Annotated in this window: 15 protein-coding genes; 8 read left to right on the top strand and 7 right to left on the bottom strand. The window is 67.7% G+C overall.

Going from position 1 to position 17,972, the window contains the following annotated elements; translation table 11 throughout:
• Positions 1–92: 92 nt before the first annotated feature.
• From ACOHWE_RS00540 to ACOHWE_RS00530, 3 genes are all read left to right on the top strand, one after another.
• Entirely contained in the window at positions 93–959 is an 867-nt protein-coding gene (locus ACOHWE_RS00540; RefSeq protein WP_420663436.1) for a ferredoxin--NADP reductase, read from the top strand.
• Positions 960–1,169: 210 nt separating this feature from the next.
• Positions 1,170–1,727, top strand: coding sequence for a translation initiation factor IF-3 (gene infC / locus ACOHWE_RS00535; protein ID WP_475682155.1), 558 nt, complete (start codon positions 1,170–1,172; stop codon positions 1,725–1,727).
• A 279-nt stretch (positions 1,728–2,006) separates the two neighbouring features.
• Positions 2,007–3,056: a hypothetical protein gene (locus ACOHWE_RS00530; RefSeq protein ID WP_420663435.1), complete on the top strand. Its 1,050-nt coding sequence runs from the start codon at positions 2,007–2,009 to the stop codon at positions 3,054–3,056.
• Positions 3,057–3,402: 346 nt separating this feature from the next.
• On the opposite strand, the gene ACOHWE_RS00525 is transcribed toward ACOHWE_RS00530, so the two are convergent.
• The 7 genes from ACOHWE_RS00525 to ACOHWE_RS00495 all read right to left on the bottom strand — a co-directional run bounded on the left by ACOHWE_RS00525 (position 3,403) and on the right by ACOHWE_RS00495 (position 11,911).
• Complete coding sequence (locus ACOHWE_RS00525; RefSeq protein ID WP_420663434.1) at positions 3,403–4,194, bottom strand: FAD binding domain-containing protein; 792 nt, start codon at positions 4,192–4,194, stop codon at positions 3,403–3,405.
• Between the two features lie 95 nt (positions 4,195–4,289).
• On the bottom strand, positions 4,290–6,656 hold the full coding sequence (locus tag ACOHWE_RS00520) for a xanthine dehydrogenase family protein molybdopterin-binding subunit (RefSeq protein WP_420663433.1): 2,367 nt from the start codon (positions 6,654–6,656) through the stop codon (positions 4,290–4,292).
• Between the two features lie 119 nt (positions 6,657–6,775).
• Positions 6,776–7,261 carry a (2Fe-2S)-binding protein gene (locus tag ACOHWE_RS00515; RefSeq protein ID WP_420663432.1) on the bottom strand — a complete coding sequence of 162 codons (486 nt, stop codon included), beginning with the start codon at positions 7,259–7,261 and terminating at the stop codon, positions 6,776–6,778.
• Between the two features lie 327 nt (positions 7,262–7,588).
• A complete protein-coding gene (locus ACOHWE_RS00510) occupies positions 7,589–8,590 on the bottom strand; it encodes a molybdopterin-binding protein (protein ID WP_420663431.1) in 1,002 nt (333 codons plus the stop codon).
• Complete coding sequence (locus ACOHWE_RS00505; protein WP_420663430.1) at positions 8,587–9,567, bottom strand: XdhC family protein; 981 nt, start codon at positions 9,565–9,567, stop codon at positions 8,587–8,589. The genes ACOHWE_RS00510 and ACOHWE_RS00505 overlap by 4 nt, the downstream gene beginning before the upstream one ends.
• Positions 9,568–9,681: 114 nt before the next feature.
• On the bottom strand, positions 9,682–10,944 hold the full coding sequence (locus tag ACOHWE_RS00500; RefSeq protein WP_420663429.1) for a vWA domain-containing protein: 1,263 nt from the start codon (positions 10,942–10,944) through the stop codon (positions 9,682–9,684).
• Positions 10,945–11,002: 58 nt separating this feature from the next.
• On the bottom strand, positions 11,003–11,911 hold the full coding sequence (locus ACOHWE_RS00495) for an AAA family ATPase (RefSeq protein WP_420663428.1): 909 nt from the start codon (positions 11,909–11,911) through the stop codon (positions 11,003–11,005).
• A gap of 193 nt (positions 11,912–12,104) precedes the next feature.
• Between ACOHWE_RS00495 and ACOHWE_RS00490 the strand changes: the two genes are divergently transcribed.
• From ACOHWE_RS00490 to ACOHWE_RS00470, 5 genes are read left to right on the top strand one after another with little or no spacing between them, the layout of a single operon-like run.
• Positions 12,105–13,136, top strand: coding sequence for a glycosyltransferase family 2 protein (locus tag ACOHWE_RS00490; RefSeq protein WP_420663427.1), 1,032 nt, complete (start codon positions 12,105–12,107; stop codon positions 13,134–13,136).
• Complete coding sequence (locus ACOHWE_RS00485; protein ID WP_420663426.1) at positions 13,133–13,759, top strand: sulfotransferase; 627 nt, start codon at positions 13,133–13,135, stop codon at positions 13,757–13,759. Before ACOHWE_RS00490 ends, ACOHWE_RS00485 begins: the two co-directional genes overlap by 4 nt.
• Positions 13,759–16,095, top strand: coding sequence for a glycosyltransferase family 2 protein (locus tag ACOHWE_RS00480; RefSeq protein ID WP_420663425.1), 2,337 nt, complete (start codon positions 13,759–13,761; stop codon positions 16,093–16,095). Before ACOHWE_RS00485 ends, ACOHWE_RS00480 begins: the two co-directional genes overlap by 1 nt.
• Before the next feature lie 3 nt (positions 16,096–16,098).
• Positions 16,099–16,809, top strand: coding sequence for an FkbM family methyltransferase (locus ACOHWE_RS00475; RefSeq protein ID WP_420663424.1), 711 nt, complete (start codon positions 16,099–16,101; stop codon positions 16,807–16,809).
• 5 nt (positions 16,810–16,814) lie between these two features.
• On the top strand, positions 16,815–17,888 hold the full coding sequence (locus tag ACOHWE_RS00470; protein ID WP_420664638.1) for a glycosyltransferase family 2 protein: 1,074 nt from the start codon (positions 16,815–16,817) through the stop codon (positions 17,886–17,888).
• Positions 17,889–17,972 lie beyond the last annotated feature (84 nt).

Below are 17,972 nucleotides of genomic sequence, written 5' to 3'. Positions count from 1 at the left end.
CACGCAGGCACCCGAATTTGCGGACCCGGGGCTTTCCCTGACCTCAATCAACGACTAATCAGAGGTGCCGGCTCCTCCCGGCAGAGCAACCGATGAACGAGATGACGCCCGTGACTGACACCGCAACCGATCCCAAGCCGGCCAAGGCCGTGCCCGCCCTGCCCGACGCGCAGACCGTAACGCAGGTGACGCACTGGACCGACCGGCTGTTCTCCTTCAAGGTGACCCGCCCGGCCTCCCTGCGCTTCCGCTCGGGCGAGTTCGTGATGATCGGCCTGATGGGCGACCCGGACCCCAAGACCGGCAAGGTAAAGCCCCTGCTGCGCGCCTACTCCATCGCTTCGCCGTCGTGGGACGAGGAAATGGAGTTCTACTCGATCAAGGTGCAGGACGGCCCGCTGACCTCGCGCCTGCAGCACATCAAGGAAGGCGACGAGATCATCCTGCGCCCCAAGCCCGTCGGCACCCTGGTGCATGACGCGCTGCTGCCCGGCAAGCGGATCTGGTTCTTTGCCACCGGCACCGGCTTTGCGCCCTTCGCCTCCCTCCTGCGCGAGCCGCAGACCTATCACGACTACGACGAGGTCATCATCACCCACACCTGCCGCGAGGCGGGCGAGCTCACCTATGGCCGCGAGCTGATCGAGAGCCTGAAGGAGGACGAGCTCCTCAACGAGGTGATCGGCGAAGGCTTCTGGAAAAAGATCAAGTACTACCCGACCACCACCCGCGAAGAGAGCGCAAAGATGGGCCGCATCACCGACCTGATGCGCTCGGGCGAGGCGTTTGCGGACCTCGGCGTGCCGCCCCTGAACCCGGACAGCGACCGCGCGATGATCTGCGGCAACCTCGCCTTCAACCTCGAACTCAAGGACCTGTTCGAGAACACCTACGGGCTGGAAGAGGGCGCCAACTCCAAGCCAGCGCACTTTGTGGTGGAAAAGGCCTTTCTCGACTGATCCCGCGGATATCACAGAGATTGCGGCGGGAGGTCTTACGCCTCCCGTTTTGCATCCCGGGTCCCTGCCGGCGCTTTGCCCCGGTATTTCCGCGCCCTTGCGCAACATGCGGCCTTGAAATGCAGCTTTCCTGCCGCCATACCGGCCGTAAGCCTTGAATCACACGCGCGGGGGCAGTAGCTTTCCCGCACTTTTTGCAATGACAGAAGGATCGCAGTCATAGCCCGCAGACCTCACAACGCGCCGCCGACCCGTGACACCGGCCCGCGCACCAACGAAAAAATCCGCGCCCCCGAAATCCGCCTGATCGGTGCAGATGGCGAGAATGTCGGCGTTGTCCATCCGGCCAAGGCGATGGAACTGGCCGCCGAGGCGGGCCTGGACCTGGTCGAGATTTCGCCCAATGCCATGCCGCCGGTCTGCAAGATCATGGACTACGGCAAGTTCAAGTACGAACAGCAAAAGCGCGAGAGCGAGGCCCGCAAGAAGCAGAAGACCATCGAGGTCAAAGAGGTCAAGTTCCGCCCGAACACCGACACGCACGACTATGACGTCAAGATGCGCAACGTGTTCAAGTTCCTGGAGCATGGCGACAAGGTGAAGATCACCTTGCGTTTCCGGGGCCGCGAGATGGCGCACCAGAACCTCGGCCGCGAGCTTCTGCAGCGCGTCGCCGAGGACGTGAAGGACATCGGCAAGATCGAGAACATGCCGAAGATGGAAGGCCGCCAGATGATCATGATGATCGGCCCGCTGCCCAACAAGTAAGCCGCGTTTCAGCGCAGGAATTCCAAGCCCCGTCCGATTGCCCGGACGGGGCTTTTTCGTGTTTGCCGCTTACGGAAGGTACGGCGTGGAGGAACCAGGCTCCCGCGGGGAAAGGGCCGGGCCGCCTGGCCCGCCAGCGGAGCGCAGCAGGCCCCTATTCCCCTCGGCAGCCCATGCCCGGCATCCGGCTCAGCTCCGGGACCTCCCGGCGGCGGCAGGGGAAGGGGGGAACGCGATGCGGGATTGCCGCGTTGCTTCCCCGAATGAAAGGAGTTTGGCATGACCAAGTTATTGATCGGCACCGCCGTGGCGCTCTCTCTGGCTTCAACATCCCTGTCTGCAGCCCCGCTTCAAGCGCAGGGCAGCATGCCTGGCTTCGGTACGGCAGCCGGCGAACAAATCTGGCTCGCCAAGGGCAACAACGGCAAGGGCCATGGCAACGGTCACGGGAGCGGCAAGAAAAAGCCGGCCAAGAAAGGCCATGGCCACGCCGGCAATGGCGACCCCGGCAACGGCAACGGCAACGGCAACGGTAACGGCAAGCCCGGCCATGCCGGCGGACCAAAGCCGAAGGCGGATGACAAAGATACCGGGCCCGCGTCAAGCGGGAATGGCAAGGGTGCCCACGGCCGCCGGACCTTCACCAAGGCAGAGCGCGATGACGCAGTGAGCCGCATTGCCTCCGCGCCAGTCCCAGCAGGCCGCGATATGACACGAGTTCTGAGCGCAGCGGCCCTCGCCCTGGTCACACCGCAGCTCATCGTGTCCGATATTCCTGAGGATGAGCTGATCGCCTACCGCAATTGCCCGCCGGGACTGGCCAAGAAAGATCCGCCCTGCGTGCCGCCCGGTCTGGCCAGGAAGGGCGTGACCTACAGCGAATGGGCGTCCTACGACCAGGACCAGTACGGCGCAATTTGGGTTGAGCGCCGCAACCAGTTGCTCAGCTCAGAAGACGATACCCTCGCCGACCCGGACCCCGGCCTACTGCTGCTGCAATCGGATCAGATCGCGGCACTTTTCGGTCTCGGTCCCGCGCCGGAAGGGAAGCGGTATGCCCTGATCGATGGCATGCCCGTGCTGCTCGAAGAGGAGGACTACAAGTCTCTGCTTCTGGTGAACCAGATGGCCCGGGTGCCAAATCTCGCGGCTGGTGTGCCGGTTGCTCCTTCGGCAGCCCTCACGCAGGATGAACTCGTCAGCCTGTACAAACTTCCGCAACCGGGCGCCGGCGAAAACTACGCCGTGCTGAACGGGCAAATCGTGGTGTTGGACGACGAGGGATACGAGCTGCTTCAGATGCTCCGCATCGCGCGGGCCGTTTTCTAAACTTCCGGAACGGATTGGGGCGGGCCTTTGATCCTTTCCCGCCAGTTACCGAAAAAATGCGGCCGCCGGCAGACCGGCGGCTGCATTCAGATCAAACTGAAGATGGCTAGGAGCCGAGTTACCCAGTCAAAAGCCCAGGGAGCCGGTTTGACGATCTTGCCCCGGCAAGGCGTCATAGAGCGGCAACCCAGGATTGCGCTTCGGAGGGGCAGAAATGTCGGGTCCAACCCTGCGCCCTTCAGGAAGTGCAGACATCAAGGAACTGAGGCCGACGCGCAGCGGAGCGATTGCCGTCCCCGCAGAGGGGGCCGCGCCGCACGGACGCCTCCCTGTCCGCCCGCGCGCCTCAGCCTGCAGCCTTCACCGCCCGCTGGGTCAGCACCTTCACCAGATGCGCCCGGTACTCCTTGCTGCCGTGCAGATCCGCCATCATGCCCGCGGGGTCGATGCTCAGGCCCGCCACCGCATTGGCAGTGAACTCACCCGACAGCGCCGCCTCGGCCTCGCTCCAGCGGAAAACGCCGTCCTCCGACGCGCCGGTTACCGCCACCCGCACGCCATCGGCATGCTGCGCGACGAACACCCCCACCAGGGCAAAGCGCGAGGCGGGCTGTACGAACTTCTGGTAATCCGCCTTCTGCGGCACCGGGAAGCGCACCGCGGTGATGATCTCGCCTTCGTCGAGCGCGGTGGTGAACAGCCCCTGGAAGAAGTCGTCCGCAGCGATTTCCCGCGCATTGGTGACGATGGTGGCGCCGCTGGCCAGCGCTGCCGCCGGATAGCAGGCGGCGGGGTCGTTGTTGGCGAGCGAGCCGCCGATGGTGCCCCGGTTGCGCACTGCGGGGTCGCCGATGTGGCTGGCGAGCTTGGCCAGTGCCGGGTAGCGGGAAGCCGCAGCCTCCGCGACCTCGGCATGGGTGGCGCCGCCGCCTGCCACCAGCACGCCGTCACTGCCGTCGCTCACGCCCTTCATCTCGGCGATGCCGCTGAGGCTCACCAGTTTCGACGGCATCGCCAGGCGCTGCTTCAGCGTCGGGATCAGCGTCTGCCCGCCGCCCAGCGCCTGTGCATCCTCCTCTGCCAGGGCCGCCACGGCCTCGGCAACGGTCGAGGGTTTCTCAAACTCGAAATTATACATTCCGTTCTTCCTTCCCGAGGATGCCGGGCGTCCCCGCCCTGCTTCCTCTTGCTGAAAATATCCCGGGGGTGCGGGGGCAGAGCCCCCGCGTCTCCTCAAGCCTGGTTCATTGCCGCCCAGACCCGCGCGGGGCTCAGCGGCATGTCGATATGGGTGACGTTCCTGCCGCCCGATTGCAGCGCATCCACCACCGCGTTCACCACCGCAGGGGGCGAGCCGATGGCGCCGGCCTCGCCGCAGCCCTTCACGCCCAGCGGGTTGTGGGTGCAGGGCGTCTGGCAGGAATGATCCACCCGGTAGAACGGCACGTCATCGGCGCGCGGCATCGCGTAGTCCATGAAGGACGCGGACAGAAGCTGCCCGTCGCTGTCGTAGACGGCGTTCTCCAGCAGCGCCTGGCCGATGCCCTGCCCGAGCCCGCCGTGCACCTGGCCATCGACGATCATCGGGTTCACGATATTGCCGAAATCATCCGCCGCCGCGAAACGCTCGATGGTGACCTTGCCGGTGTCGGGGTCCACCTCCACCTCGCAGGCATAGGCACCCGAGGGGTAGGTGAAGTTGGCCGGATCGTAGAAAGCGGTCTCCTCCAGCCCCGGCTCGATGTCCTCCAGCGGGTAGTTGTGCGGCACATAGGCGGCGAGCGTCACGTCGCCCCAAGCTACCGACTTGTCGGTGCCCGCAACGCTGAACTTACCGTCCTTCAGCTCGATATCGGCGTCCGAGGCCTCCATCAGGTGCGCCGCAATCTTCTTCGCCTTGGAGATGATCTTCTCCGTCGCGCGCACCATCGCCGAGCCGCCCACCGCGATGGAGCGAGACCCGTAGGTGCCCATGCCCATCGGCGTGTTGGCGGTGTCGCCGTGCTCGATCTCGACCATGTTTTCGTCGATGCCGATCATGTCGGCGACCACCTGGGCAAAGGAGGTCTCATGCCCCTGGCCGTGGCTGTGGCTGCCGGTCATCACCACAATGCCGCCGGTCGCGTTCACGCGCACCGTGGCGCTTTCATAGAGCCCCGCGCGGGCGCCGAGCTGGCCCACCAGGTTCGAGGGCGCGATACCGCAGGCCTCGATATAGCAGTTGACGCCAAGGCCGCGCAGCTTGCCCTTCGCCTCGCTCTCGGACCGGCGGGCGGCAAAGCCCTTGATGTCGGCGATCTCCTCCAGCTTGTCCATCGTCGCCACGTAGTCGCCGGTGTCATATTCCACCGCGACCGGCGTGGCATAGGGGAACTCGGTGATGAAGTTCTGTCGGCGCAGTGCAATCGGGTCCACGCCGAGTTCGCGCGCGGCCTTGTCGATGACGCGCTCGAGCTGGAAGGTTGCCTCCGGCCGGCCCGCGCCGCGGTAGGCATCGACTGGCACCGTGTTGGTGAACACCGCCTTGACGTTCACGTAGATCAGCGGGGTCTTGTAGTTGCCCGCCATCAGCGTGCCATGCAGCCAGGTCGGCACCGAGGGCGCGAAGGTCGAGAGGTACGCGCCCATGTTGGCGTGTGTTTCGGTGCGGATCGCGGTGAAGTTGTTGTCCGCGTCCAGTGCCAGTTCGATCTTGGTCACGTGGTCGCGGCCATGGGCGTCGGTGATGAAGGCTTCCGAGCGGCTCGAGGTCCATTTCACCGGCCGGTTCAGCGCCTTGGCGGCAAAGGTGCAGAAGGCTTCCTCGGCGTAGTGGAAGATCTTGGAGCCAAAGCCGCCGCCCACGTCCGGCGCCACCACGCGCAGCTTATGCTCGGGGATGCCCAGCACGAAGGCGCCCATCAGCAGGCGGATCACATGCGGGTTCTGCGAAGTGGTGTAGAGCGTCGACTCGCCCGTGGCACGGTTGAAGTCCCCCACGGCCACGCGCGGCTCCATCGGGTTCGCGACCAGGCGGTTGTTGACCAGCTCCAGCGTGGTCACATGGGCGGCCTCCTTGATGGCCTTGTCCACTGCCTCGCGGTTGTCCTCGACGAAGCCCCAGTCGTAGCAGAGGTTTGAGGTCAGATCGTCATGCACCTTGGGCGCGCCCTCCTTCAGCGCGGCCTTCATGTCGATCACCGCGGGCAGGTCCTCGATCTCCACCTCGATGGCCTCGGCCGCGTCGCGGGCCTGTTCCGCGGTCTCCGCCACCACGGCGGCGATCGGGTCGCCCACGTGGCGCACCTTGCCCTGGGCCAGCACCGGGTGCGCGGGCTCCTGCATGGGGTTGCCTTCGCGGTCGGTCACCTGCCAGCCGCAGGGCAGACCGCCCACGCCCTCGAAATCCGCGCCGGTGAAGATGCGGATGACGCCGGGCATCTCCGCCGCCGCCGAAGTGTCCAGGCTGGTAATCCGCCCATGCGCCACGTCCGAGCGCAGGAAGTGCACATAGGCCTGGCCGTTGAGATTGATGTCGTCGGTGTAATTGCCGGTCCCGGTCAGGAACCGCACGTCCTCGCGCCGCTTGCTGCTGGCGCCGATGCCGCTGTCCTTGGGCATGTGTTGCCTCTCCTCCCTGGGCAAGGCGCCGGTGGCGCCTGCCTTGGTTTCCGCATGTCTTGGGTCCAGTGCTCGTCCCCGCGCCCGCGTCCTCCCCGCGGCCGCCGGGTCCTTCCGCGTTACTCGGCAGCGATGCCGCTCACCTCCTGGCCGGATGCCGCCATGATCGCCTTCACGATGTTGTGGTAGCCGGTGCAGCGGCAGAGGTTGCCTTCCAGGTATTCCCGGATCTCCGCCTCGCTGGGCTTGGGGTTCTCCTTCAGCAGCGCTGCCGCCGACATTACCATGCCCGGCGTGCAGAAGCCGCATTGCAGCCCGTGGTGGTCCTGGAACGCCTGCTGGATGGTGTTGAGCGTGCCATCCGGTGCGGCCTGGCCCTCGATAGTGGCCACGTCGGCGCCCTCGGCCTCCCAAGCGAGCATTGTGCAGGCCTTCACCGCCCTGCCATCCACATGCACGACGCAAGCACCGCATTGGCTGGTATCGCAGCCGATGTGGGTGCCGGTCAGCCCGAGCTGGTCGCGCAGGAAGGACGACAGCAGCGTGCGCCCCTCCACTTCCCCGCTGGCCGCCTTGCCGTTCACGGTCATTGAGACCTTGGCCATGTTGTCCTCCCTGTTTGGCTTGTTCTTGTCTGGCTGGGCAGAGTTAAACACGGGCCGGGCGCTCTGCGAAGGGGTTTTGGGTCTCTCGCAGGGGTAATTTTCTTGCTGCAGGCGCACACTTAGGGTTGCGAGGCCCGTCCGCTGCAGGACAGGGAGCGGCTCCCGCGCCCGCAGGCCCCCGGCTGCGCCGGACGCCTTCCGTGCGGCCTTGGGCACGGCGCCGCGCGCACGCGCGGCGCTGGCGCGGCCAGAGGCCGCGCCCGGCCCAACGGGAGCCGGGCATGTTTCATACCCGGGCGACGGGCGGGAGAGCGCCGCTTTCCCGGATCAGCCGTGCCCTTCGCGGCGGGGGCGCGGTCGGGCGGGGATTTCCTTCAGCAGGCCGCCGACGCCCATGGCCGCGATGTCTTCCGAGGTGACCGGCATGCCGCAGGCCACCCGTTCCAGCACCCAGTCGGCCCCGTTCAGGGCGGGCGAGCGGGCGCAGCCTGGCAGGCCGATCACCGGCTTGGCGCCAAGCGTGCCGAGAAACAGCAGGTTGCCGGGATCGACCGGCATACCGAAGCGGATGACCTCCCCGCCCGCCTGCCGCAGCGCGGCGGGGGCGACGTCGGCGGGATCGGAGGTGGCGGAGCCGGTCAGCACCAGCAGCAGATCGCCCTGTGCCGAGGCCAGCGCCGCGGCCAGCGCATCTGTCTCATGCGCCACCACCTCGCGCGGGGCGAGCGACATGCCCAGCCGCTGCAGCCGCCCGGCCATGGCGGCGCGGCCCTTCTCCGGCGGCGTGGCCTCGCTCACCCGGGTCTCGATCAGCGTTGCGGTGCCAAAGACCGGCGCCAGCACCCGCAGGGCGCCTTGCGCGGCGCGGCCCGCCTTGGCCAGCGCGCGCTCCGGCACCGCGTAGGAGATGATCTTGATCGTCGCCACCATGGTGCCCGCATCGACGCGGTGGAAATCCGGCACCGTCGCCACGGTGATCATCGGGTCCACCGCGTTGGCAGCTTCCAGCTTGTCCCGGTCGAGCCGCAAGAGCCCGCAGCCCTGGGCATAGAGGTTCACCCGCCCGGCGCCTGCGCCCGAGATCCGGATGCCCTGCGCCGAGGGGTCCGGCACCAGCGCCTGCGCCAGCGCCTTGGCGGCGGCGTCCTCGTGCACATCGCCGTCTTCAAGCCGCGCCACGGTCACTTCGGTCTGCCCGGCGGCGGCGAGTTCGGCGAGGTCATCCTCGTCCAATCTACGGCCCTTGGCGATGCGGCGGCTGCCGCCTTGAAGCGAATGCGCAAGGATCGCGCCCTTGGCATCGGGCAGAGAGACGGGGCCGAATTTCATCTGGACTTGCCGCGCAGCACCGCGGTCATCTCGGCGAGGATGGAGACCGCAATCTCGGCAGGCCCCGCTGCGCCGATGTCGAGCCCGATGGGCCCGTGAATGCGCGCCATCTGATCCGCGGTGAAGCCTGCCGCTTCCAGCCGCTCCCGCCGCTGGGCATGGGTGCGTTTGGAGCCCAGTGCACCGATGTAGAAAACGTCGCCCTGGAGCCCCGCATGCAGCGCCGGGTCGTCGAGCTTGGGGTCGTGGGTCAGGAGCACCAGCGCGCTGCGGGCATCGAGGCCCAGCCGCGCCACCGCTTCGTCCGGCCAGTCGTCGAGCAGCTCCTCCCCCGGGAAGCGCTCGGGGGAGGCAAAGGCCGCGCGCGGGTCGATGATCACCGGGTCGTAGCCCGCGAGCCGCGCCATCGGCACCAGCGCCTGGGCAATATGCACCGCGCCCACCACGATGAGCCGCAGGGGCGGGTTGTGGACGGTCACGAAGGTCTTGCCGTCCTCCTCCAGCCCGGAGCGGTCCATGCGCATCCGGTCCGGGTAGCCCTGCCGCACCAGCCGCCGGGCGCCGCTTTCCAGATTCACTTCATAGGCCAGCGCCTGCCGGGCGGCGCGGGCGGCCACCACTTCCTCGAGCATCTCTGCGGGCAGCGCGCCGCCGACCGGTTCCACCAGGACCTTGATGGTGCCGCCGCAGGCCAGTCCGACGGCAAAGGCGTCGTCATCGCTGACGCCGAACTCCAACAGCCGGTGCTCACCGTCGTCCAGCGCCGCCAGCGCCTCGGCCACCACCGCGCCCTCGACGCAGCCGCCGGAGACCGATCCCTCGATCCGGCCATCACCGCTGACTGCCAGCTGGGCACCGGCACGGCGCGGGGCGGAACCCCAGGTCTCCACGACCGTGGCAAGCGCGGCGCGGGCGCCGCTTTGGTGCCACGCAAGCGCGCTTTCGGGGGCGTGGTCGGCCAAGGTCAGGGGCTGCATAGGGCACTCCTTTTGCGCGCATGCGCTGCGGTATCCGTTTTTCAAGGATCGGAGCAAGGCGCCCGGGTTTCAAGCGGGAACTGTGCCGCGGCCAACTGCTGGCAGCCTTCGCGCCTAGATGAGCGCCAGCAGCCGCTCCTTCTCGCCCGTGTCGCCGGGGGCGGAAATCACCTTGGCCAGGTCCTCCAGCGAGGCGATGGAGTGGCCGGCCCGGAAACTGTCCACATGCGGCAGCATTGCGCGGATTCCTTGCGCTTTCGGTGCAAACCCCTCCCACCGCAAAAGCGGGTTGAGCCAAATCAGGCGGCGCGCCGAAAGCCGCAGCCGCTGCATCTCGCGGCCCAGCGCTTCCGCATCGCCCCGGTCGAGCCCGTCGGTGATCAGCAGCACCACCGCGCCCTGCCCCATAACCCGGCGCGACCAGTCGCGGTTGAAAGCATGCAGGCACTCGCCGATGCGGGTGCCGCCCTCCCAGTCCTGCGCCTCCGCCCCCGCGGCGGCCAGGGCCGTGTCCACGTCGCGCTGCGCGAGGTGGCGGGTGATGTTGGTGAGGCGGGTGCCGAAGGTGAAGCCATGGACCTTGGCCCAGCCCTGGCTGCTGGCCTGGCCTTTCGCGTTGGCAGCTGCATGCAGGAAGTGCAGGATCAGGCGGCTGTACTGGCTCATCGAGCCGGAGATGTCGCAGAGCACAACCAGATTGGGCCAGCGGATGCGGCGCCTGGAGCGGGCGATCTGCTGGATGTCGCCGCCGCGGCGGGCGGCTTCGCGCAGGGAACGCCGCCAATCGGGCCGGTCGCCGCGCGGCGCGGCCATCAGCCGGCGCGATTGCAGGGGCGTCACCGGCAGCGACAGCCGGGCCAGGACTCGCCTGGCCTCTGCCGCCTCGGCCCCACTCATCTGCTCGAAATCGAGCGTGCGCAGCCGTTCTTCGGAGGACATGGTGAGGGAGGCGTCCAGTTCAATCTCGCTGCCCTCGTCCGGGGCCTCCGGCGCCTCAAGCAGGTTTTCGGCGCCGTCCAGCAGCGCCCCCGCCGCGCGCTTGGCGCCGGGCCGGGCGGGCTGTTCCTCCTGCACGCCGCGGATTGCGGGGAGCATCGCCGCCATCATGTGCTCGAGGTACCGCGGGTCGCGCCAGAACAGGCGGAAGACCTGGGCAAAGACCGCGCGGTGCTCGGGGCGGGAGACGAAACAGGCATGCAGCGCCCAGTAGAAATCGCTCCGGCTGGTGAAGCCCGCGGCGGCCACCGCCTCCACCGCGTGCACCACCCGCCCCGGCCCCACCGGCAGGCCTGCGCGCCGCAGGGCGCGGGCGAAATGCGTGAGGTTCTCGACCAGTTTCGGATGCTCGGGGAGCGGCAGCGGCGGGTATTCGGGCATCAGCGATGGCGGGGGCTCTGCCCCCGCACCCCCGGGATATTTGCGGCAAGAGGAAGCATCAGGCGGGTTCGAGGCTGGCGCGGGCCTGATCGAGGATGCGCTTGGCTTCGGAGCCTTGCAGGCGGGCGATGTCGTCCTGGTATTTCAGCACCGCGCCGAGCGTGTCGGCGATCACCTCCGGGCTGAGGCTCACCGCATCGAGCGCCAGCAGGCAATTGGCCCAGTCGATAGTTTCGGCCACGCCAGGCTTCTTGAACAGGTCCTCGGTGCGCAGGGCCTGGACAAAAGCCACCACCTCGCGGGAGAGTTGCGCGCCTGCCTCGGGGGCGCGGGCCTTGAGGATTTCCAGCTCGCGCTCGAAATCCGGGTAGTCGACCCAGTGGTAGAGGCAGCGGCGCTTCAGCGCGTCATGCACCTCGCGGGTGCGGTTGGAGGTGAGGACGACGATAGGCGGCTCCGGCGCCTTTATGGTGCCGAGCTCGGGGATGGTGACCTGGAAATCGGAGAGAGCTTCGAGCAGGAAGGCCTCGAACGGCTCATCTGTGCGGTCGAGTTCATCAATCAGCAGGACCGGCGGACCGGCAGCATCGGGGCGCATCGCCTGCAAAAGCGGGCGCTCGGTGAGGTACTCCTCGGAGAACAGCTCGGCCTGGAGCGCGGCGCGGTCCTTGGCGCCCGCGGCCTCGGCGGTGCGGATGGCAACCATCTGTGCCGCGAAGTTCCATTCGTAGACCGCGCTGGCCGCATCCAGCCCCTCGTAGCATTGCAGCCGGATCAGGCGGCGGCCCAGGCTTTTGGCCAGCGCCTTGGCGATCTCGGTCTTGCCGACGCCGGCTTCGCCTTCGAGAAACAGCGGGCGGCCCAGCCTGAGCGACAGGAACACCACAGTGGCGAGCGCGCGGCCGCAGACATAGCCCTCGGCCCCCAGCATCTCCTGGACCTGAGCAATCGATTGCGCCTGCGTCATGGCCGGCTCCTCCCCTATCCTGGGCTCAAGAGGCCACGGGCAAGCGCTGCGGTCAACCCGCAGCCGCCACGGGCGTACTTCGCGCCACAGCCCCGGGGCAAAGCCCGGCGGCGGCAATTGACCGTTAACCCTCCGGATGCGATGACGGGACCGGGACCGCTGAGGGGCAGCGGAGAAAGGGACCTGAACCCGGATGCGCATCACCGCCGTTACCTGCGTCAAGAACGAGGGCCCGTTCCTGCTGGAGTGGATCGCCTTCCACCGGTTGATCGGAGTTACGGATTTCCTGTTCTATTCCAACGACTGCAGCGATGGCACCGCGGAGCTTCTGGACGCGCTGGCGCGGCGCGGGATGGTCACGCATCTGCCGAACCCGGCCCAGGGGCGCCACTACCAGATGGAGGCGCTGAAGGATGCCCGGCACCGGGCCGTGGCGGCGGAGGCGGACTACGTCTGGGTCGCCGATGTGGACGAGTTTGCCAACATCCACGCCCCCGGCCACAGTTTCCCCGCATTGATTGAGGCCTGCGGCAGCCCGCAGGCGGTCTCGCTCAGCTTCCAGTTCTTCGCCAATGGCGGTGTTGCGGACTTTGCCGACCGGCCGGTGATTGCCCAGTTCACCCGCACCCACAACCCGGACCTGTGGTGCGGCGAGACTGCGATCGAGGTGAAGACGCTGGTGCGGAGGGACTTTCCCTTGCAGTACTACGGCGCGCACCGGCCGTTCCTGCGCAAGGGGCTGCCGCGGCGGAAGTACCCGGCCTGGACCGACGGCGGCGGGCGGGCGGTGCCGCAGGCCTTCGTGCTGGCTGAAGGCAATGAGCACAAGCGCAAGCTGCCTGCCCGCGGCACGCGCGCACTGGCGACGCTCAATCACTACGCGCTGCGTTCGCTGGACAGCTATCTGGTGAAGAACGACCGCGGCGACGTGAACCGCGAGCACCGCGCCTTCGGCCACACCTACTGGCGCGAGCGCAACGATGCGGCCTGGCAGGACCGCTCGATCCTGCGGCATCTGCCCGCGCTGGAGGACGCGTTGGCGGAGCTGAAGGCCGATCCGGAGATCGCCGCACTGCACGCGGCCTGCGTGCGCCTGCACCGGGAACGCCGCGATGCGCTGATGGCGCAGCCCGCCTATCAGGCGCTGCGGGCGGAGCTGCTGGCCGCCCCCGCCCTGCCGCCAGCGGAAGAGGCGCTGATCGCGCGGCTGGAGCTGCGCCCATGAGCCTCAAGGTGGTGAACCTCGGCCTGCCGAAATCCGGCACCACAACGCTGGGCAAGGCGCTGAGGCGCGCGGGCTTCCGCGTGGCCGACCACCGGCTGCGCGCCGAGGAGGAGGACCGTCCCGGCAAGCGGCGGATTTTCGTCGGCAGCCGGCTCTACAAGGGGCTTTACGAGCGCGGCGACCCGATGGCCTACCTGCAAGGCTATGACGCGCTTTCCGAGATCAGTTTCCTGCACGGCAAGCACTCGGTCTGGCCGCAGTTCGACTTTGCCCTGCTGCACGCACTGAAGACGCTGTATCCGGAGGTGAAATTCGTCGCCAGCCGCCGCGATACCGAGGCACACGCGCGCTCGATCATGGGGTGGAACAACCTCGGCACCACGCGGCTGCCCGCCAGCACCGTGCCGGGGATGCCGATCGGCTATGGCAAGAGCGCGGACGAGCAGATGATCTGGATCGACGGGCATTACACCGCGCTTGCGCAGTGGTTCCGCGGCAGTGATGACTACCTGGAGCTGGACGTCGCCGCAGAGGACGCGCAAGGCAGGCTGGCCGCGTTCCTCGGCTGCGAACTGCCGTGGTGGGGCCGCGCCAACGTGAGCCGCACGAAAGAAGGAAGCTGATGCGGATCTGTCTTCACATCGGGCTCGAGCATACCGGTTCGGACCGGCTGCAGAAACTTCTGGCCGCCCAGCGCGACGGGCTGCGCCGCGAGGCCGTGCTGTTTCCGCGCGCGCCCGGCAATGGCAACCACACCCGGCTGTTCATGGCGGTGACCGGCCCCGGCCATATCGACCCTTTGCGCTTCAACCGCGGCCATATCACCGCAGAGAAGCAGGAGACCCTGCGCCGGAACCTCACCGCCGCGTTAGCAAAGGAGGTGGCGGAGGCCAGGCCGGACGTGCTGATCCTGTCGGCCTGCCAGCTCGGCACCCGGCTTCACCGCCGCTCCGAGCTGGAGCGGCTGCGGGACCTGCTTTTGCCGCTGTCGGAGGACATCCGGGTCGTCGCTCATGTGGACCGGCCCTCGGCGCTGATGGCGCGGGCCTATGCGGGGCAGGTCTTCGAGGGACGCGCACTGCCGCTGTCGCGTGAGCTGGAGCTGGCCGCGGCGCCCGATTGGCGGCAGGCCTGTCTCGAGGCGATGCCCCTGATCGACCCGCAGGCGGGGCTGTTCGAGGAAACCCAAGGCCCCGCCTTCTGGCTCGACTTCGCCGCCCTGCAGGCGCAGTGGGAGGCGGTCTTTGGCGCGGGCTCGGTCAGCTTGCGGCCCTATGACGAGGACCTGTTCTACAGCAGCGATGCGGCGGGGGAGATCTGCGCGGCCTTCGGGCTGGAGCGCCTCCCTGGCCGCTGCAAACCGGTGCCCGTGCCTGCGCCGCCCTCGGCGGCGACACTGGCCCGCGGGCGGCAGTTCAACGCGCTCTTGCTGCAGGTGCTGGCCCGCAAGGAGCTGGTGCTGCCGCGGCCGCTGTGGCGTGCGCTGATCGGGGAGCTGGAGGTGGCGGGCGAACCGGTTGCGCCCGGGAGCCTCGCGGCACTCGACCACCGGTTTGCGGAGGCCAACGCGGCGCTGGCCGCGCAGCACCCCGCGCTTGGCACCGCGCTTGCGCTGCAGGGCGAGGCCGCCGGAGCGTGGCGGGAGGCGGACCCCGCGCGGGGCTTCCGAGCGACGCAATACCTGCTCGCCTTCCTGCCCCGCATCGAGGCCGCCACCAAGGAGCAGAGCGCCGCCAAGACCGAGGCGCTGAAGCAGATCGCCGCACCGGACCCTGCCCCCGTCGGCACGCCATCGCGGCTGCCGCCCAAGGCCCGCGCGCTGCTGAAGAACCTGAAAGGCGGACCTTATGCGCCGCACAACCGCATCGCGCTTCAGCAGGAAGCGGCCGAGCCGGAGCCCTACACCGAAGTGCTTCCGCGCCACCTGCCCGAGGGCCGCAGCGGCAACGTGATCGTCGGCTGCATGAAGAACGAGGCGCCCTATATCGCCGAATGGGTCGCGTATCACCGCGCCATCGGCATCGATAATTTCCTGATCTACACCAACGGCTGCGAGGATGGCACGGCGGAAATCCTCGGCCGCCTTCAGACCATGGGCGTGCTCGTGCACCGCAACAACGACGACTGGAAAGGGAATTCTCCCCAGCAGCACGCGCTGAACTCAGCCCTGAAGGAGCCGCTGCTGCAGAACGCGGACTGGATCATCCATATCGACGTCGACGAGTTCATCAACGTGCGCTGCGGCAATGGCACGCTGCAGGACTTCCTTGACCGCGTGCCCGATGCCACAAACGTGGCGATGACCTGGCGGCTGTTCGGGCACAATGGCGTCACCCGGCTCGCCGATGATTTCGTGATCCGCCAGTTCGACGCCTGCGCGCCCGCCTATTGCCCCAAGCCGCACACCGCCTGGGGCTTCAAGACGATGGTGAAGAACATCGGCGCCTACGGAAAGCTGAGCTGCCACCGGCCGAACAAGCTGGCGGAGGACCGCAAGGGCGACGTGCGCTGGGTCAACGGCGCGGGCCGCGACATGACGGCGGAGGCGGCGGAGCGCGGCTGGCGAAACTCGCGCGCTTCGGTGGGCTATGACCTGTTGCAGCTCAACCACTACGCCCTGCGCTCGGCCGAGAGCTTCCTCGTCAAGCGCCAGCGCGGGCGCGCCCTGCACGTCGACCGCTCGATCGGGCTTAACTACTGGATTAGGATGGACTGGAACGACCACAGGGACCGCACCATTCAGCGCAACCTGCCGCGGATGCAGGCCGAATACCGCCGCCTGATGCAGGACGGCACCCTGCGCCGCCTGCACGAGGAGGGCCTCGCCTGGCACCGCGCCAAAGCGGAGGAGCTGCGCAAGGTACCGGAATTTGCCGAACTTTACGCGCAGGCGCTGCGGGTGGAGCTCAATGCCACCGAACGTGCGGCATATGCGCTTGCCCTCGACATGGAGAGCTGAGAGATGCCCGACGCCACCGGGACCACGCCCGGCCCTGAGAAGACCGCCAAGGTGCTGACCTGCGGCGGGGTGAATTTCCCGCTCGACAAATCCGTGCTGCCGCGCCGGGTGCGGGTGCTGCTGCGCGAAGGCAAGTACGAGGCCAAGGAAGCCACCGCCCTGCGCAAGCTGGTGCGCAAGGGCGATGTGGTGATGGAGCTGGGCGGCGGCATCGGCTACATGTCGACGCTGGCCGCGACCCGGACACCGGCGGCGGCAGTGCATGCGTTTGAGGCCAACCCGGGCCTGATCCCCTATATCCGCCGGGTGCATGAACTGAACGGCGCAGAGTGCGCGCAGGTCCACCACGGCGTGCTTGGCCCCCAGGCGGGCGAGGCCACCTTCCACGTGCGCGAGAACCTTCTGGCCTCCTCCCTTACCCCCGATGCGGACGCAGGCCCGGCGGAGGCGGTGCAGGTACCGATGCTCGACATGAACGCCGAGATTGCCCGCATCCGCCCCACCGTTCTGGTCTGCGACATCGAAGGTGCGGAAGCCGACCTGCTGCCGCAGATGGACCTGTCGGGCTTTCGCGCCGCGGTGATCGAGACGCATCCGCAATGGATTGGCAAGGCGGGCATCCGCAAGGTCTTTGCCTGCTTGGACGCTGCGGGGCTCGTGTTCTTCCCGCGCTGGTCGCACGGCAAGGTTGCCGTGTTCCGGTCCGATTGGTGAGCACCTTGCGCGCGCTCGCCATCCTCTGCGTGCGGAACGAGGCGGCCTTCCTCTTGGAATGGCTTGCCCACCACCGCGCCGCAGGCTTCACCGACTTCCTGATATTCTCCAACGATTGCCAGGACGGCACGGACAAGATGCTCGACCGGCTGGAGGCGATGGGCCAGCTCACCCATGTGCGCAACGTAGGGCCTTATGACAAGGCGGGCGTGCAGTTCACCGCGATGAAGCTCGCCTCCAAGCACCCGCTGGTGAAACAGGCGGACTGGATCCTGGCGCTGGATATCGACGAGTTCGTCAACATCAAGACCGGCGGCGGCACACTTGCGGACCTCTTGCAGGCGCTTCCCGGGGCCGATGCCATCACACTCACCTGGCGGCTGTTCGGCAACGCGGGCGTGGTGCGTTATGCCGACCGGCCGGTGACCGAAACCTTCACCCGCTGCGCGCCGGAGGTGATGCACTGGCCCTGGCGCGCCTCGATGTTCAAGACGCTCTACCGCAATGACGGCACCTACCCCAAAGTTGGTATCCACCGCCCGCGCGGCAGCAAGGATGCGGAGCGGCTGGAGGCGTTCCGCTGGTTCGACTGCGAGGGCCGCGAGCTGGGCCACCAATTCAAGACCAAGCGGCTGTTTTCCGATTTCGGCCGGCCCAACTACCGGCTGGCGCAGCTCAACCACTATGCGCTGGGCGCGATGGAGAGCTTTGTCCTGAAAGCCGACCGCGGCCGCGCCGTGCACGCAGACGACCAGCTTGGCATGGACTACTGGGTGGAGCGCAATTTCAACACTGCCGAAGATACTTCCATCGCCCGCTACTCCGAGGCCCGCGCCGCGCTCCTGGAGGAACTGATGCAGGACCAGAAGCTTGCCCGCCTGCACGCCCGTGCGGTGGAGTGGCGCCAGGCGCGCTTTCTCGAGCTGATGCGGCAGGAGCCGAGCCGCGCGCTGTTTGCGCGCTTGCTGATGACGCCACCCTCGCGCCCGGTCAATGCCGCCACCGCGCGCACGCTGACCAGCTTTGCCGTACTGGAGCGCGCCGCCCGCAATCACGCTGGCGGCAGCGGCACCACCTGAGCCCGGCACGCGAGCGCTTTTGTTCCGATAGGCGGCAATCCGCAAAGCGGCCTGAGTTTTTCCAATTTTAGCCTTATTTCAGGG

This window comes from Cribrihabitans neustonicus, from assembly GCF_048820895.1.
Taxonomy (GTDB): Bacteria; Pseudomonadota; Alphaproteobacteria; order Rhodobacterales; family Rhodobacteraceae; genus Cribrihabitans_A; species Cribrihabitans_A neustonicus.
This window is presented reverse-complemented; position numbering and strand designations above follow the sequence as displayed.